This window comes from Chromobacterium sp. S0633, assembly GCF_024158805.1.
In the GTDB taxonomy this organism is placed as follows: Bacteria; Pseudomonadota; Gammaproteobacteria; order Burkholderiales; family Chromobacteriaceae; genus Chromobacterium.
The window spans coordinates 107,759-124,049 of the sequence record NZ_JAMZGH010000022.1 but is presented as its reverse complement, the minus strand read 5'-3'; the positions used below and the strand labels follow the sequence as shown (position 1 = coordinate 124,049).

14 protein-coding genes are annotated in these 16,291 nt (G+C 65.1%); 10 read left to right on the top strand and 4 right to left on the bottom strand.

Annotated elements, in window-relative coordinates:
* Positions 1 to 387: 387 nt before the first annotated feature.
* Positions 388 to 1,710, top strand: coding sequence for an MFS transporter (locus NK214_RS14135; RefSeq protein WP_107801421.1), 1,323 nt, complete (start codon positions 388 to 390; stop codon positions 1,708 to 1,710).
* Positions 1,711 to 1,770: 60 nt separating this feature from the next.
* Here the strand turns inward: NK214_RS14135 and hslU are convergent, their stop codons facing one another.
* Both hslU and hslV read right to left on the bottom strand, forming a co-directional pair.
* A complete protein-coding gene (gene hslU / locus NK214_RS14130) occupies positions 1,771 to 3,114 on the bottom strand; it encodes an ATP-dependent protease ATPase subunit HslU (RefSeq protein WP_107801420.1) in 1,344 nt (447 codons plus the stop codon).
* A 56-nt stretch (positions 3,115 to 3,170) separates the two neighbouring features.
* The gene (gene hslV / locus NK214_RS14125; RefSeq protein WP_253314801.1) at positions 3,171 to 3,746 is read right to left on the bottom strand and encodes an ATP-dependent protease subunit HslV; all 576 of its coding nucleotides are present in this window, start codon (positions 3,744 to 3,746) and stop codon (positions 3,171 to 3,173) included.
* Between the two features lie 225 nt (positions 3,747 to 3,971).
* Here hslV and NK214_RS14120 point away from each other — a divergent pair, with 225 nt between their 5' ends.
* From NK214_RS14120 to NK214_RS14095, 6 genes are all read left to right on the top strand, one after another.
* On the top strand, positions 3,972 to 4,679 hold the full coding sequence (locus NK214_RS14120; protein ID WP_107801418.1) for an energy transducer TonB: 708 nt from the start codon (positions 3,972 to 3,974) through the stop codon (positions 4,677 to 4,679).
* The gene (locus NK214_RS14115; protein WP_107801417.1) at positions 4,676 to 5,353 is read left to right on the top strand and encodes a MotA/TolQ/ExbB proton channel family protein; all 678 of its coding nucleotides are present in this window, start codon (positions 4,676 to 4,678) and stop codon (positions 5,351 to 5,353) included. The genes NK214_RS14120 and NK214_RS14115 overlap by 4 nt, the downstream gene beginning before the upstream one ends.
* A complete protein-coding gene (locus NK214_RS14110) occupies positions 5,340 to 5,750 on the top strand; it encodes a biopolymer transporter ExbD (protein ID WP_048415369.1) in 411 nt (136 codons plus the stop codon). Before NK214_RS14115 ends, NK214_RS14110 begins: the two co-directional genes overlap by 14 nt.
* Before the next feature lie 255 nt (positions 5,751 to 6,005).
* Positions 6,006 to 7,847, top strand: coding sequence for a DUF3857 domain-containing transglutaminase family protein (locus NK214_RS14105; RefSeq protein WP_253314800.1), 1,842 nt, complete (start codon positions 6,006 to 6,008; stop codon positions 7,845 to 7,847).
* Between the two features lie 249 nt (positions 7,848 to 8,096).
* Complete coding sequence (locus tag NK214_RS14100) at positions 8,097 to 8,654, top strand: PAS domain-containing protein (RefSeq protein WP_107801413.1); 558 nt, start codon at positions 8,097 to 8,099, stop codon at positions 8,652 to 8,654.
* Complete coding sequence (locus NK214_RS14095; RefSeq protein WP_107801412.1) at positions 8,651 to 10,084, top strand: methyl-accepting chemotaxis protein; 1,434 nt, start codon at positions 8,651 to 8,653, stop codon at positions 10,082 to 10,084. The genes NK214_RS14100 and NK214_RS14095 overlap by 4 nt, the downstream gene beginning before the upstream one ends.
* 345 nt (positions 10,085 to 10,429) lie before the next feature.
* On the opposite strand, the gene NK214_RS14090 is transcribed toward NK214_RS14095, so the two are convergent.
* Together NK214_RS14090 and entS are read right to left on the bottom strand one after the other, a co-directional pair.
* Positions 10,430 to 10,879 carry a hypothetical protein gene (locus NK214_RS14090; protein ID WP_107801411.1) on the bottom strand — a complete coding sequence of 150 codons (450 nt, stop codon included), beginning with the start codon at positions 10,877 to 10,879 and terminating at the stop codon, positions 10,430 to 10,432.
* A gap of 1,052 nt (positions 10,880 to 11,931) precedes the next feature.
* A complete protein-coding gene (entS, locus tag NK214_RS14085; protein WP_253314799.1) occupies positions 11,932 to 13,212 on the bottom strand; it encodes an enterobactin transporter EntS in 1,281 nt (426 codons plus the stop codon).
* A gap of 164 nt (positions 13,213 to 13,376) precedes the next feature.
* On the opposite strand from entS, the gene fepD reads away from it, so the two are divergent.
* Genes fepD through NK214_RS14070 form a run of 3 tightly spaced genes read left to right on the top strand, consistent with a single transcriptional unit; the run spans position 13,377 to position 16,281 of the window.
* Positions 13,377 to 14,414: a Fe(3+)-siderophore ABC transporter permease gene (gene fepD / locus NK214_RS14080; protein WP_253314798.1), complete on the top strand. Its 1,038-nt coding sequence runs from the start codon at positions 13,377 to 13,379 to the stop codon at positions 14,412 to 14,414.
* Complete coding sequence (fepG, locus tag NK214_RS14075) at positions 14,411 to 15,454, top strand: iron-enterobactin ABC transporter permease (RefSeq protein WP_253314797.1); 1,044 nt, start codon at positions 14,411 to 14,413, stop codon at positions 15,452 to 15,454. Before fepD ends, fepG begins: the two co-directional genes overlap by 4 nt.
* Complete coding sequence (locus NK214_RS14070; RefSeq protein ID WP_253314796.1) at positions 15,451 to 16,281, top strand: ATP-binding cassette domain-containing protein; 831 nt, start codon at positions 15,451 to 15,453, stop codon at positions 16,279 to 16,281. The genes fepG and NK214_RS14070 overlap by 4 nt, the downstream gene beginning before the upstream one ends.
* The last annotated feature ends 10 nt before the right edge of the window (positions 16,282 to 16,291 follow it).

The window sequence follows — 16,291 nt, the reverse complement described above, 5'->3', positions numbered from 1 at the left end:
ATCGGTTATTCGTTCTGTTAAAGATCGGTGCAGGTCGCTGCGCTTCGTTTCCGCCGCTGCGTTGTCTGCTGAGGAGGTGAAATATACGTTACAGCCCCCGCTCCGTCAACACCTATTTTGAAAAAAGAGAGGGTTTTTAAGATATCAACACCTAAGTCAATGATTTAAATGGATATCCTCCATAAAGAATTTTACAAGAACTTTTGGGCAAGCCGGAAAAAAAGGCTTTCCAGCTTGTTGTCGTCGGCAGATAAGCTGCGAAAGCGGGCATATTTTCCCCAGTTTTTCCGAAAAACCCGCTTTCCGGCAAATTATTCGGCGCAGACTTTATGCCTTAGTCATTAATTGTTAAGCTAAGCGCATCCCCACCGCCCAGGAGCCCTCCTCATGCAGCAAACCTTGCGTCAACGATTGGAGGGCCTACCCGCGCCGTTTTACGCCTTGATGCTAAGCGACGTGCTGAGCGGGCTGGCGATGGGCGCCGGTTACGTCGCCATCAGCTGGTGGGTGGTGCAATCCGGCGGCGCGCGCGATATGGCGTGGTTCGGCTCGATCACCGCGCTGGTGATGTTGCTGTCGCTGCCGCTGACCGCGCCCTTGGGCGACCGCCTGCCCAAGAACCGGCTGATAGGCGGCGGCATGCTGTTGGCGATGTTGAGCGCCCTGCTGTTGGCGCTGATGGCGGCCATGGGCTGGTATCGCATCGGCTGGGTGATTGCGGTGGAGTCGCTGGCCATGCTGGCCTGGTCCATCGTGCTGCCGTCCATGCTGAGCATCGCCGCCGAGATGGTGCCGGCGGCCAGACTGGGCGATGCGCTGTCCTTGCAGAAAAGCTCGCAGTCGGCGGGCAATCTGATCGGCCCGGTCTTGGGCGGCGGCCTGATGGCGGCGACCTCGCCCACCCTGACCCTGCTGGCCTATGCCTTCTTGCTGGTGGTGGCCGCCGCGGCCTCCTTATATGTGCGCGTGCCGCCGCGCGCGGCAGGCGCCGTCCGCAGCCCCTGGCTGGAAGATATCCGCAGCGGCTTGTACGCGCGCTGGCGCATTCCGCTGGAACGCTATTGGACCTTGGCGGTATTCATCACCCTGGTGGCCTTCATGCCGCTGGTGACCACCTTGCTGCCGGTCAAGCTGCATGCGCTGGGTTTGTCCGCCGCCTGGCTGGGCGGTTGCGAGGCGGCGATCAGCGCCGGCATGCTGCTGGGTTCGCTATGGTTCACCCATGTGCTGCTGCGCCGCTTCAGCCGTTACCAGGCGCGCACCCTCGGCATGCTGGTCTGCGGCGTATTGATGCTGGTGGTGGCGCTCAGCGACAACCCGTGGCTGATCCTGGCCTGTTTCGCGGTGATGGGGCTGATGTTCGCGCTGAACCAGCTGATAGGCCAGACCCACCGCACGCTGGCGGTGCCGGAGAATTACCGCGCGCGCTTTTCCGCCATCAATGTGATGCTGGTGAAGATAGGCTCGATGCTGGGGCCGGCGCTGGCCGGAGCGCTGCTGCATGTGCTGCCGCTGGACCGGGTTTATCTGATCTTCGCGTTGCTGCATTTGGCCACCGTGCTGCCCATGCTGCTGTTGCCGGGCTTGAAGGCTTTCCTGGAGCTGGACCACGAGGAGGTGAAGGATTGGTATTGGCGGCATCACCCGGAGGCGTTCCGCGATTTGGCGGCCATGCCAGCCGCCGCCAAGCCGGCCTGTGAGACGCGCTGAAGCGGATGCAAAAACGGCGGCCATCGGCCGCCGTTCGCGTTTCTATATATAAGGAGTGGATCAGAGCACGTAACGCGCCAGATCTTCGCGCTCGGCCACCTGCTCCAACTTGCTGTCGACATAGGCGGCGTCGATCTCGCAGCGGCCGGCCTTGGCGTCGAATGCCACTTCTTCCAGCAGCTTTTCCATCACGGTGTAGAGACGGCGCGCGCCGATGTTCTCGGTTTTCTCGTTGACCCGCCAGGCGATCTCGGCCAGGCGCTGGATGCCGGATTCGGCAAACTCCAGTTCCACGCCCTCGGTGGCCATCAACGCCTGGTACTGACGGGTCAGGCAGGCGTTGGTGCTGGTGAGGATGGCCTTGAAGTCGTCCACGGTCAGCGAGGAGAGTTCAACGCGGATGGGCAGACGGCCTTGCAGTTCCGGGATCAGGTCCGACGGCTTGGACAGCTGGAAGGCGCCGGAGGCGATGAACAGGATGTGGTCGGTCTTGACCATGCCGTACTTGGTGGACACGGTGGTGCCTTCCACCAGCGGCAACAGGTCGCGCTGCACGCCGGCGCGCGAGACGTCGGCGCCGCCCTGGCCTTCGCTGCGGCTGGTGACCTTGTCGATCTCGTCCAGGAACACGATGCCGTTCTGCTCGACGTTCTTCAGCGCTTCGGCGCGCAGTTCCTCGTCGTTGACCAGCTTGGCGGCTTCCTCGTCGATCAACTGCTTGCGCGCCTCCGTCACCTTCATCTTGGCCGTCTGTTTCTTGCCGGAGCCCATGCCCTGGAACATGCCTTGCAGCTGGCTGGCGAAATCCTCCATCCCCGGCGGGGCCATCACATTCATCTGCGCCGCCGGCGCGGCGATTTCGATTTCGATCTCTTTATCGTCCAGCGCCCCTTCCCGCAGCATCTTGCGGAATTTCTGGCGGGTGGCGCCGTCTTCCGGCTTGGCCTCCGCTTCCGGCTCGCCACCGAAGAAACCGGCCTGCTGACGCGGGCGCGGCAGCAGCACGTCCAGGATGCGGTCTTCCGCCGCGTCTTCCGCGCGCGGGCGGTTGCGCTTGATGGCGGCGTCGCGGGTGTCCTTGATCGCCACTTCCACCAGGTCGCGGATGATGGTGTCCACATCGCGGCCGACATAGCCCACCTCGGTGAACTTGGTGGCTTCTATCTTGATGAAGGGCGCGCCGGACAGCTTGGCCAGGCGGCGGGCGATCTCGGTCTTGCCCACGCCGGTGGGGCCTATCATCAGGATGTTCTTGGGGGTGATTTCGCTGCGCAGCGGCTCAGCCACCTGCTGGCGGCGCCAGCGGTTGCGCAAGGCCACCGCCACCGCGCGCTTGGCGGCGTTCTGGCCGATGATGTGTTGGTCCAGCTCGTGGACGATTTCCTGCGGGGTCATTTGCGTCATGACATTCTCCAGCCGGAAGCGACGCTCCCGGCGATTTGATTCTTGAATCGGACGGCTCAGTTGGCTGCCGGCTCTTTGCCTTCCGGCACTTCGGCGTCGTCCAACAGCTCGATCACATGGTTGTGGTTGGTGTAGATGCAGATGTCGCCGGCGATCTCCAGCGATTTCTTCACCACCACTTCCGGCGCCAGATCGGTGTTTTCAAACAGCGCGCGCGCCGCGGACTGGGCGTAGGCGCCGCCGGAGCCGATGGCGGCGATGCCTTGCTCCGGTTCCAACACGTCGCCGTTGCCGGTGATGATCAGGGTGCTGTTCTTGTCGGCGACGATCAGCATCGCTTCCAGCCGGCGCAGCATGCGGTCGGTGCGCCAGTCCTTGGCCAGTTCCACCGCCGACACCAGCAGATTGCCCTGATGTTTTTGCAGCTTGGCTTCAAAACGCTCGATCAGGGTGAAGGCGTCGGCGGTGCCGCCGGCAAAGCCCGCCAGCACCTTGCCGCCGTGCAGCTTGCGCACCTTGCGCGCCGAGGCCTTGATCACGATGTTGCCCAGGGTGACCTGGCCATCCCCGCCCAGCGCCACGCGATTGCCGCGGCGAATGGACACGATGGTGGTTCCGTCGAACTGTTGCATGTTTTGTATTCCAATAATGTCGCCACCGGCACTCCGCCGTGGCCAATGCTGCAAAATATGCAGGCAAAACCATGGATTGCAAGCGCCGGGCCGCTCCGGCGCGCCGGCGGACGCGACGCTTGGCAAAATCCTTTTCCCGTCATTTATTTACCCATATCAATGACGTGAGGATATACGCGTTTTCCAGCTTGGATAATGAGAATAGTTTGTATTATCATCACCGTCATGAACCAGCGAATTCTTCAATACTCGGCGCTCTCCAGCACCGTGGGCCTGCATGCCCTGGTCTTCGTGCTGATGGGCGGCGCAGTGGCGATGCAGGCGCCGATCACGCTGCCGCGCGTCGCCAGCATGGAAATGATCAGCCTGGCCGCGCCCAGCAAGGCCGCCGCGCCGGCTGCGCCCAAGCAGCAGCCCAAGCCCGAGAAAAAGCCGACGCCGCAGGTCAAGCCCACCCCGACGCCGAAGCCGACTCCGGTCAAACCCAAGGTAATGGCCACGCCCACGCCGGCCGCGCCTAGCGCCAAGGCCATCAGCGTGCCCACCGCCGCCCCCGCGGCGGAAAGCAAGCCCAGCGCGGCCACCAGCTCCGCCGAGGGCGGCAGCTCGCGCGGCCAGTCCGCCGACGCCAAGCCCTCGATCACCGAGCCGATGTACCGGGGCGGCTATCTGAACAATCCCAAGCCGGCCTACCCGGCGCTGTCCATCGAGGAAGGCGAAACCGGCACCGTGCAGCTGCGGGTGCACGTATCCGCCCAAGGCCAGCCGCTGGACGTGGCGCTGGCCAACACCAGCGGCTTCCCGCGCTTGGACCGCGCCGCCCTGGCGGCGGTGAAGAAATGGACCTTCACCCCGGCCAAACGCGGCAATGAAGCCATCGCCTACACCTTTATCGTTCCCGTTGAATTTTCTTTGAAGTCTGCCAAATCATGAATCTAATGACTGTATTCCAACAAGGGGACGCCGTGCTGGTCGCGGTGTTCATGATCCTGGTCCTGATGTCGGTGCTGACCTGGTACCTGATCCTGGTTCGCGGCGTCAGCACCTGGCATATCCGCCGCGCCAACAAGCAGGCCGAGGCCGCGCTGTGGGACGCCCCCAACTGGAAACAGGCGGAAACCCAGCTGCAGGATTCCCGCGCGCCCTTCGCCAACCTCACCCGCCAGGGCCTGGCCGCGCTGCGCCACTACCGCAGCCAGGCTGAGCGCCCGCTGGGCCAGAGCTGCGATCTGGACGAATTCCTGACCCGCGCCATCCGCAAGGGCCTGGCCCAGGAAAACGGCAAGCAGGAAACCGGCATGACCGTGCTGGCCTCGGTGGGCTCCACCGCGCCCTTCATCGGCTTGTTCGGCACGGTATGGGGCATTTACCACGCGCTGGTGAACATCGGCGCGGCCGGCCAGGTCACCATCGCCGCGGTGGCCGGCCCCATCGGCGAGGCCCTGGTGGCCACCGCCGCCGGCCTGGCCGCCGCCATCCCCGCTGTGCTGGCCTACAACGCCCTGACCCGCATGCAGCGCATCATGGCTCAGGACATGGACTACTTCGCCCACGATCTGCACGCCCAGCTGCTGACTCAGTCCGGAGAGATCGATGGCCTTCGGTAGTTTCGACAAGGGCGGCTCCGCCCCAATGGCCGACATCAACACCACCCCGCTGGTGGATGTGATGTTGGTGCTGCTGGTGGTGTTCATCATCACCACCCCGCTGCTGACCAATACCGTCAAGTTGGATCTGCCGCAGGCCAGCGCCGCCGCGCAGCAGAGCCAGCCCAAGGAAATCCGCCTGGCCATAGACGCCGCCGGCGCGGTGTTCTGGAACGACGTCAAAGTGCCGGAAGGCGAGCTGGACGCCCGTTTCGCCGCCGCCGCCCGCGACAACCCGCAAGTGGAGCTGCACTTGTTCGCCGACAAGAGCGTGCGTTACGAAACCGTGGCCAAAACCCTGGCCAGCGCCCAACAAGGCGGCATCAGCAAGATCGGCTTCGCCACCGAAGCGCCGTAAAGACCGCCTGCGAGCAGGCCGGCGCCCGCCGGCCGCTCGTCTGTCAGCCCAGCATTGCCTGCCGACGAGCCCTACCCCCTTATCGACTCTGCGGCGCTATGACGCCGTTAACACAAAAAGCACACACATTCGCAAGCGCTAATATGCGAATATGGAACGCTTGACCCCATCCGGCGGCGCGGACGCCGGATGCGCGTTTTCTCCGCCCTCGCGCCGTATAATCATCACCGCAACATCACACTTTTCGATTCCACTATGCGTACACTCACTCTCGGGCTGGCCGCCGGCCTCTACAGCAGCTTCAGCGCCGCCGCGCTGCAACCGGTCAGCGAAGCGCCGCTGGCGGTCAAAACCGCCGTCAGCTGCCAGCACAATAAAGACAACAGCCTGGACTGCGTCACCAGCAAGCAATTCACCATCCTGCACCCCTCCGGCCGCGAACAGCTGTCCCGCATCGACTTCACCTACCCGGCTGAAGACCGCCTGCGGGTGGAACAGGCTGAAGTGATCCAGCCCAACGGCAAAGTGATCAAACTGGGCAAATCCCAGATCGAAACCCGCGCCGCGCCCAATCCGGACGCCGGCGTCAGCCGCGACATGCAAACCTGGATGGCCTTCCCGGAATTGTCGGTGGGCAGCACAGTGTCCTACCGCATCAAGACCCACAGCGTGGCGCAGCCCTTGGTGCGCCAGCTGCGCTACCAACTGGACCTGGGCCCGCAAAAAGCGCGCGAAGACAGCTTCAACTTCGACATCCAGTCCACGCGCCCGCTGATCTGGCGCGGCATGATGCTGGACGATTACGCGGTGGACGCCAGCGCGGACCGCAAACGCGTCAAGGTCTCGCTGCGCCGGCCGCGCTACCTCAACTACATCAACGAGTGGAACAACAGCGCGCTGCGCGAATGGCCGCAGCTGGTGATCGCCACCTCGGACCAGCCGCAAGACCACTTCGGCGCTCACGCCCGCCGTTACAACGAAATCCTGGCCGCGCCGCTGCCGCCGGCCGCCGCCGCCGTGGTGGCCGCCAACCAGGGCAAGCCGGCCGCGGAGCAGGCAGCCGCCTTCATGCAGCACATCAACCGCAACTACCGCTACCTCAACGACACCCGTCTGGCGGAACGCGGCCTGGTGCCGTTCACGCTGGCGGAAATCGAAAAGCACGGCTACGGCGACTGCAAAGACCTCTCCACCCTGCTGACCGCCATGCTGCGCCGCTCCGGCGTCGCCGCCGAGCCGGCGCTGATCTACCGCGGCAAGTTCGCCCCGCCGCTGCTGCTGCCCGGCATCGGCGCGCCCAACCACATGATCGTCCGCGCCGACATCGCCGGCCAGACCTGGTGGCTGGACCCGACCAACCCCTTCTTCCAGCCCGGCCGCATCATGTCTGACCTGCAAGACCGCTGGGCCTTCATCATCGGCAAGGACGGCGTGGTCAGCCAGACCCAGGTGCCGATGGAGCCGGCGCGCACCGATCTGAACATCAAACGCGAAAACGCGCTGCAAGCCGACGGCAGCGCCGACGTCCGCGCCGATATCGAACTGGGCAACTCCACGCTGATCGACACCATTCTGCAAGACCGCTACCAGGGCGTCAGCGCCACCGACCAAAGCCTGTGCAACCGGCTGAGCAATCAGCCGGAAGGCTGCAAGGTCCAGCGCGACAAGACCTCCTTCATCGTGCCGTCCGTCTACCCGCTGCGCATGAGCGTGCGCGACCCGCGCATGCTGGAGAAGATCTCCGGTCTGTTTCTCTACGACTCCCACTTCAAGGGCGTGTGGGACAGCTTCGACAGCTACAAGCGCAACGGCAATCTGGCCGACGTCTACCTGGGCGACGCCAGCGCCATGCAGTCCGACGTGCTGCTCAAGGGCGCCAAGGCCATCCAGCCGGCCTTCGAGTGCAAGGTCAGCTCCCCCTGGTACGAGGTGAACGCCAAGCAGCAGCAAACCCCGGCCGGCATCCGCGTCCAGTACCGGATCAGCAATAAGGTGCGCTGGCTCAGCCACGCCGAGATCAACAGCCCGGAATTCGCCAAGCTGATAGACGATGCCCGCGCCTGCGTGTCCCAGATCCGCCAGATCGTCAAACTCTGAAAACCGCTTCCATGCCAGCGGCGCGCCCCAAGATGTTGAACCGGCTCTGACGCCCTGCCCACCCGCGCCGCAAAGGATGCCGAAGGCATCCTTTTGTTTTTGTAAGAACTGGATTATTAAGAAGTAATTTAAGCAGCACCCTGTCAAGCATGGGCAGTACAAATAAATAAACGCTTGCCCCTACTGGGCCAGTGGCCGAAAATGAACATTTAGAGGTTATGCAATCGACAAATAAGAGAGAAACAGACCATGACGCACCCCGCCGCCGGCCCGGCCAGCAAGGAAATCCGGCTCGCTCCTCATGAACTGATCATCACCAAGACCGACCCCACCGGCCACATCACCTACGCCAACCGCGTGTTCATGCGCATCGCCGGCTACGCCGAGCACGAACTGCTGGGCAAACCGCATAATCTGATCCGCCATCCCGACATGCCGCGCGGCGCCTACCGGCTGATGTGGAAAACCCTGCAACAGGGCCAGGAATTCTTCGCCGTGGTGAAAAATCACAGCAAAAACGGCGACTACTACTGGGTGCTGGCCAACGTCACCCCGGACTACGATCTGCGCGGCCAACTGCAAGGCTATTACTCCGTACGCCGGCCGCCCAGCCAGGAAGCGATCAAGGCCATAGAACCCGTCTACGCCCAGATGCGCCAGATCGAAGCCAGCCACAACAAGGCCACCGCGCCTGACGCCTCCGTGGCCTGGCTGCTGCAAGTGCTGGCGGAAAAAGGCGTCAGCTATCAGGACTTCATCCTGTCCCTCAACGCCCAGGTGCTGCAAGCGCCGGGAGTCGCCGCATGAACCACGACAAAAAACCGCCCTTCCTGCGCACCCAGCTGGGCTGGTGCATCATCAGCTTCAACCTGCTGGTCGCCTTCTCGCTGCTGGACGGCTTCTTGTTCCCGGAAATCGTCGGCCACATCGTGGATGCTCTGCTGCTGGCCGTCTCCATCGCCCTGTCCCTGCTGCTGTGGCGCCACAGCGGCCGCATCTTCGGCCTGCTCAACACCCTGCACGAACAACTGGGCTACGCCAGCTCCGGCGAACTGCACCACCGCGCCACCGGCACCCGCAATCTGGGCGAAGTGGGCAAGCTCGCCTGGCAGCTCAATGATTTCCTCGATCTGATCGAAACCTATTTCAAGGAAATCAACACCTGCTTCAAGGCCATCAGCGCCGGCGACTATAGCCGCCGCCCGCTGAGCCAGGGCCTGCCGGGCATCCTGGCCAGCTCGCTGGGCAGCGTCAACCACGCCATCCAGACCATGGCCGACAACGACGGCTACATCCGCCGCAACCGCCTGTCCTCGCAGCTGGCCGCGCTGAACAACCCGCATTTGCGCAAGGACCTGGCCAGCAATCAGAGCGATCTGGAAGACATCAGCCAGGCCATGGCCGACGTGGCCGCCATCACCCAGGACACCGCGGACGGCGCGCGCGTCAGCCTGGAAACCGCCCAGCACCTGTCCGGCCACCTGGACACCATAGCCGACAGCGTCAGCAGCATGGACACCGCCAGCACCGCGCTGGCCCAGGAATGGCAGGGCATAGAAACCTCGCTGGCCGACATCTCCGCCATCGCCGATCAAACCAATCTGCTGGCGCTGAACGCCGCCATTGAAGCCGCCCGCGCCGGCGAAACCGGCCGCGGCTTCGCCGTGGTGGCCGACGAAGTGCGCAAGCTGGCCGAACGCAGCAAGAGCACCGCCAACAATGTGCAGGACGTGCTGGAAAACCTGTCGCTGCGCATCGGCAATATGCAGACCCAGGCCAGCGCCGCCGGCAATGTGGCCAGCCAGGTCAAGGACTCGGTGGAAACCTTCCGCCAGCGCTTCAGCAGCCAGGTGGAGCAGTCGCAGCAGGTGATGGCGCAGGTGAACCGCGTGCACGACAAATCCCAGCTCAGCCTGCAAAAGGTGGGCCACGTGATCTTCAAGCAGACCGCCTATCACTCGATAGAGGAGGCCAAGCCGCTGGAGCAGGGCAGCGAGCTGCAAGGCTGGCTGCAACTGCAAGGCCAGCAGTCTTTTGGCCAGACCCGCTCCTGGAGCGAGCTGGCGGCCACCGAGCAGCAGGCCAGCCAGCACATCGGCGCCGCGCTGGCGGTGTTTGGCCAGGAAGGCCCGCTGGACGAGCAGGAGATCGTCGAGCGGATGCAGAAGCTGGAGCAGGACAGCGGCCGCATCCTGCGTTATCTGGACAAGCTGGGCGAGGAGAAGCACGGCCAGTAAGCCGCGCGACAGTGTCTGCCACATCGGCATGAGGCATTGGAGCCTCGGCGGACATTCAAGCAAGCAGGAATCAAGCGGGGCCGCTTTGGGCTGCCCCGCTTTTTTTGCGTGCGCCGGCTCGGCGGCAAACGATGTCGGTGGGTATCGCCTAACGGCTCCACCCACCCTACAAGACCATCCGCCGTAGGGTGAGTGGGGCGCAGCGATACCCACGCGGAAACGCGATGGAATCGATGCTTGGGTCTCAATGGCGGGGTTTGGTGGGTATCGCCTACGGCTCCACCCACCCTACAAGACCATTCACCGTAGGGTGGGTGGAGCGCAGCGATACCCACCGCAAGACGTTTAGCGGTTTCGCAAGCGGATGCGGCGGAAGCGCGCTTCCAGGCTGAAACGCTGTCCCAGCGCCAGGTAGATCTGGTGTTGGCTGTCTACATGGCGGTAAACCCGGACCCGGTCGGCGCCCAGCAGCATCATGATTTCCAGATAGTTGAAAAAGCCCATCCACTGGCCGCGTCCGGCGCGGTCGTCAAAATCGATGTCGCGCGCCACGCGGCTGAGCAGGCCTTTGCCGACGTATTCCCGGTTGTCCTTCAGCCATTGCAACAGGTGAGCCGCGCATTCGCGGCCGTAGGCGTGGTCGGCGAGGAGATCCTTGCTGGGCGTAGGCATTTGCCAGTAATGCGGGTAGGTGCGGCCGGGGCAGAAGCGGACGAAGGGGAGCAGTGCGCTCTGTTGTTCCAGAGCGTTCAGTTTGTAGCGGCGGCGCGGGGGAAAGTTTTGAGGCTGTTGCATGGTGTTTCTCCTGCTGTGACACAAGATAAACCACCTGCCGGGGAAGGCTGAGGTATTGGGCAGGCGCGTGGCAGGATTGGCGTACCGGGTGTGTACCAGACCGGTGAGTGCATGGCACTCTCCCACCATGCGCCTGCCAAACGGCACAGCCATGGTGAAACAGCCCGCGCAGTATGCTGCGTAGGCTGGTGGTACACACGAACGGGACGCCAATCCCGTGTGCCGCATGTGGGCGGCAACGGGGGGATTGTTGCCGAGGGGACGCTTGGGGTCAAGGTAGGGTGGTTGCTTTGCTTGAGCGTGGCTGACTTGTTGAGTGATCTGGTTTTGAATCCGCTGCGCGGATGATGATTTTGATTGCCGGGGCTGCCCGGCAGGCAGGAAGGGGAACAACTCGGCCAAATTCCCTATCACTGAGCGAATCAAAGATTCGCACGTAGACACCCCAAAGGCTGCCCTGCAAGCCTGGCCTACGGCTTCCCGCCGGGTCCCGTCAGGCCCGAGGCGCGGCTGAACTCTCTACGTGCGAATCTTTGATTCGCTCAGTGATGGCACGCTAACGTCGCGCTGCTCGAACAGGCAGCCGCTTAAGACCTCGGGCCTGCCACCCGACGGCAGGCTTGAAGGGACCAGGGGCGCGTCGCAAACGTGGTTTCTCCTTGGCTCTTTGGAGATATCCACAGATCGGGTGGAATTGGATAGTTACCCCCAAAAGGGAGCCACTTAGCCAAGTCATGGATCTTTTTTAAGAGAGCAGACCACCTTGTGTAGCGCCCAGGTGTCCCCTCGGGGGGCGCTCCGGGTTTCGCGCCCTGGGGGACGAGGGGGGATGAAAGGGGGCGGCGGCCCGTCCCCTCCCCGTCTTATTCCCTCGCGACGCTGCGCTTGCCTCGCTCGGTCAGCGCGGAAAGCGGCACCTAAATCAATATCCGCGAAGCGGATTCAAACTCCCCACACCCGGCAGTGCTTCATATCAGAGGATGCAAAAAGGGCGAAAACCCCAACCGAGGTTTCCGCCCTGCAAGCACATCAGCATCCACAAACCCTTGGCGCTAGGACCCCGCGCCCTGCCGCGCCGGCTCCCCGGCCGCCTCCGCCTCGGCGGCCGCGCCGCCGGCCAAACGCCGCAAAGACCCAAAAGCCCCGCACATCGCCAGGCTGGCCGCCGCGGCCGCCGCGCCGAACCAGCCCACCGCCGTCAACGGTGCCAAGGCCCGCGCCAGCGCACCCAGCCCCAAAGCGCCCAGACCGTCGCCCACCACATCCTGCGCGTTCCACAGGCTGTTCACCCGGCCCAGCAAATGATCCGGCGTATTGCCCTGCACCAAGGTGAACTGCAACAAGGACGCGATGGAACCGAAATAACCCAGCAAAGCCAAGGCCAGCAGGCCGTAAGCCAGATGATGGACCAGACCCAAGGAGGCGATGCTCAGCGACGAAGCCAGCACGCAGCTCAACATCACCGCGCCGGGGCGGCTCAAACCGCCCACCCAACCGCTGGTGAACGCGCCTATCATCGCGCCCAGCGGCACCGCCGAATACATCAGGCCCACCTCGAAAGCGCCGCCGCCGTAACCGTCCTCCGCCAGCGAGGGATACAACACCCGCACCGCGCTGAGCAGGGTTTGCAGCGTGCCCACCGCCACCACCGCGCCCACCACCTTGTTCTGCCACAGGAACTGGAAACCCTCCAGCAAGGAACGCAGCGGATGCGCCGGCTCCCCGCCCTGTGGCTTCAAGGACGGCAAACGCGTCAGCGGGATCAGGGTGGCCAGGGTGCCGACGCCGGCCAGCAGATAGTTCCAGTTGACCCCGACGGCGGCGATGATCAGGCCGCCCAGCAAGGGCGACAGCACGCCGCCGATGCGCATGGTCAGCATGCTCAGCGCGCCGGCGGCCGGCAGGTTTTCACGGCCGACCAGCACCGGGATGGACGCCATCAGCGAGGTGATGCCGATGCCGCTGAAAAAACCGTCCCAGGCCGACACCACGTAGAGCGCCAGCACCGAGGGATTGGTCATGAAGCCATTGAGCGCCAGCGCCAGAAAGCCCAGACCGCACAGCGAGCGGCCCAGCAGGATCAGCCGGCGGCGGTCCATGCGGTCCGCCAGCACGCCGCCGCACATCAGGCCGGCGAACATGCCGACGCCGTCCAGCGCCATCGCCGCGCCCACTTGCAGCGTGGAGCCGGTGAGCTGATGGATTTGCACCGGCACCGCCACCATCAGGATGCCGAAGGCGAACACCGAGATCATGCGGGCGATGAAGATGGAGCGGAAATGCGGGTTGAGCCTGAGCAGGCTGAAATCAACGAAGATAGGCGACTTTTTCATGACAAAGTTTTATCTCGACAGGGGTGGAGGCCGCTTGGCATGCGCCGGCGCGCCCGGCGGACGGCGTGGTTTGCTTCCCGCGCGCGCCCGGCAAGATGGTGTTCCGTTATGGATGCCGCATGGTAACATCAGCAGTCTGTATTAGGAATCATTTGCATTTGATCATGTCAATCCGTCCCGCCTCGGCCCTGCCCGCGCCCACGGCGCCGCCAAGCCGCCGCCTGACTCTGTTGCTGTGCTGCCTGGCCGCGCTGGCGGCCATTGCCCTGTTAAGCCTGATGCTGGGCGCCAAATCGATTCCGGCCTCCGTCGTATGGCGCAGCCTGCTGCACGGCGGCGGCGATCCGGACAGCGTGATCGTGCTGCAAGGCCGCTTGCCCCGCACCCTGCTGGGCCTGCTGGCCGGCGCGGCGCTGGGCCTGTCCGGCGCGCTGATCCAGGCGCTGTCGCGCAATCCGCTGGCGGACCCCGGCGTGCTGGGCGTCAACGCCGGCGCCAGCTTCGCCATGGTGCTGGGCGTGGCGGCCTGGGGCGTGGACAGCCAGCTGGGCTATCTGGGCTGCGCCGCCGCCGGAGCGCTGGGCGCCACCTTGCTGGTGTACGCGGTGGGCGCGCGCGGGCGCCGCATGGACCCGCTGCGCTTCGTGCTGGCCGGCGTGGCCGTCAGCGCGGTGCTGATGGGCTTGTCCACCGCCATCACCCTGCTGGACCCGCTGGCCTTCAATCAGCTGCGCTACTGGAACGCCGGCACGCTGGACGTGCGCAGCATGACCCCGGTGGCGCTGGTGGCTCCGGTCATCGCCGCCGGCGGCCTGCTGGCGCTGCTGCTGGCGCGGCCCTTGAACACTTTGGGCATGGGCAGCGATCTGGCGGTGAGCCTGGGCGGCCGGCCGCTGCTGATCCAGGCCGGCGCGGTGCTGGCCATCACCCTGCTGTGCGGCGCCAGCACCGCCGTGGCCGGCCCCATCGCCTTCATCGGCCTGATGATTCCCCATCTGGCCCGCTGGCTGGGCGGCGCCGATCTGCGCTGGACCCTGCCCTTCACCTTGCTGCTGGCCCCCATTCTGCTGTTGAGCTCGGACATCGTCGGCCGCCTGCTGACGCCGGGCGAGCTGCGGGTCTCCATCGTCACCGCCTTCATCGGCGCGCCGGCCTTGATCTGGCTGGCGCGCCGCCACGCCGCGCCCGGAGGCCGCTCGTGAAGCCGGCGGTGTTGAGCTGGGGCAGCCTGGACGGCCGCTGCAACGGCCGGCTGGCGCTGGGCGGGCTGTGGACCTGTTTGCTGTTGGCCGCCGCCTGCGCGGCGCTGGCGGCGATGAGCTTGCGCGCCGGCGCCTTGCCCATGAGCCTGGAACAGGTGTGGCAGGCCTTGCAAGGCCAGGGCAGCCGGCTGGAGGTGGCGGTGGTGCAGCAATGGCGGCTACCGCGGGTGTTAATGGCCTTGGTGGTGGGCGCGGCGCTGGGCATGAGCGGCGCGATTTTCCAGTCCTTGATCCGCAACCCGCTGGGCAGCCCGGACGTGGTGGGCTTCAACACCGGCGCCTATACCGGCGCGCTGGTGGTGATCACCCTATTCAACGGCGGCCATTTCCAGATCGCCGGCGGCGCGCTGGCCGGCGGCCTGCTGTCCGCCGGCCTGGTATATCTGCTGGCCTGGCGGCAAGGCGCGCACGGCTTCCGCCTGATCATCGTCGGCATCGCCGTCAGCGCCATGCTGAGCGCGCTCAATCACTGGCTGCTGATCAACGCCAGCCTGGAGGCGGCGATGAGCGCGGCCACCTGGGGCGCGGGCACGCTCAACGGCATGACCTGGAACAAGGGCCTGCCCTCCGCGCTGTGCTGCCTGCTGGCGATGGCGGCGGCGCTGACGCTGCAGCGGCGCATGCGGCTGCTGGAGATGGGCGACGACTGCGCCAGCGCGCTGGGCGTGCCGGCGGAACGCACCCGGCTGTGGCTGATGGGCCTGGGGGTGGCGCTGATCGCTTCCGCCACCGCCGCGGCCGGGCCGATTTCCTTCATCGCGCTGGCCGCGCCGCAAATCGCGCTGCGCCTGCGCCGCACCCAGGCCACCAGCCCGCTGACCGCGGCCTGGACCGGCGCGCTCTTGCTGCTGGCCGCGGATTACGGCGCCCAGCAGTTCTTCTATCCCCGTCAGCTGCCAGTGGGCGTCGTCACCATCTGCATTGGCGGCCTGTATCTGCTGTGGCTGTTGCTGCGTCAAACCGGAGCCCGAAAACCGTGACTTCCCTGAATTTGAAACTGGACGCCGCGCCGGCGGCCGGCGCGGACCTGCCGCGGCTGCGCGGCGAGCGCCTGCGGCTGGGCTACCGCCAGCGCACCATTTGCGAGCAGTTGGACGTGCGGATCCCCGACGGCTCCTTCAGCGTGATCATCGGCCCCAACGGCTGCGGCAAATCCACCTTGCTGCGCAGCCTGAGCCGGCTGTTGAAGCCGCTGTCCGGCCAGGTGTGCCTGGACGGCCGCGACATCCACAGTTTCCCGGCCAAGACGGTGGCGCGGCAGCTGGGCTTGCTGCCGCAAAGCGCGGTGGCGCCGGACGGCATCGCCGTGGCGGACCTGGTGGCGCGCGGGCGCTACCCGCATCAGAGCCTGTTGCGGCAATGGAGCCGGGAGGACGAGGAGGCGGTGAGCCTGGCGCTGGCGGCCACCGGCACCGACGCGCTGGCGGACCGGCTGGTGGACGAATTGTCCGGCGGCCAGCGCCAGCGGGTGTGGGTGGCGATGGCGCTGGCGCAGCAAACGCCGCTGCTGCTGCTGGACGAGCCGACCACCTATCTGGACATCGCGCATCAGATTGAGCTGTTGGAGTTGTTCCGCCGCTTGAACCGCGACGGCGGCCGCACGCTGGTGGCGGTGCTGCACGACATCAACCACGCCTGTCGCTACGCCAGCCATCTGATCGCGATGCGCGACGGCCGCATCGTGGCCGAGGGCGCGCCGCGCGACATCGTCACCGCGGATTTGATCGAACAGGTGTTCGGCCTGCGCTGCCTGATCATCGACGATCCGATCAGCCATACGCCGATGGTGATTCCGCGCGGGGCTTGAGAACCGGAGC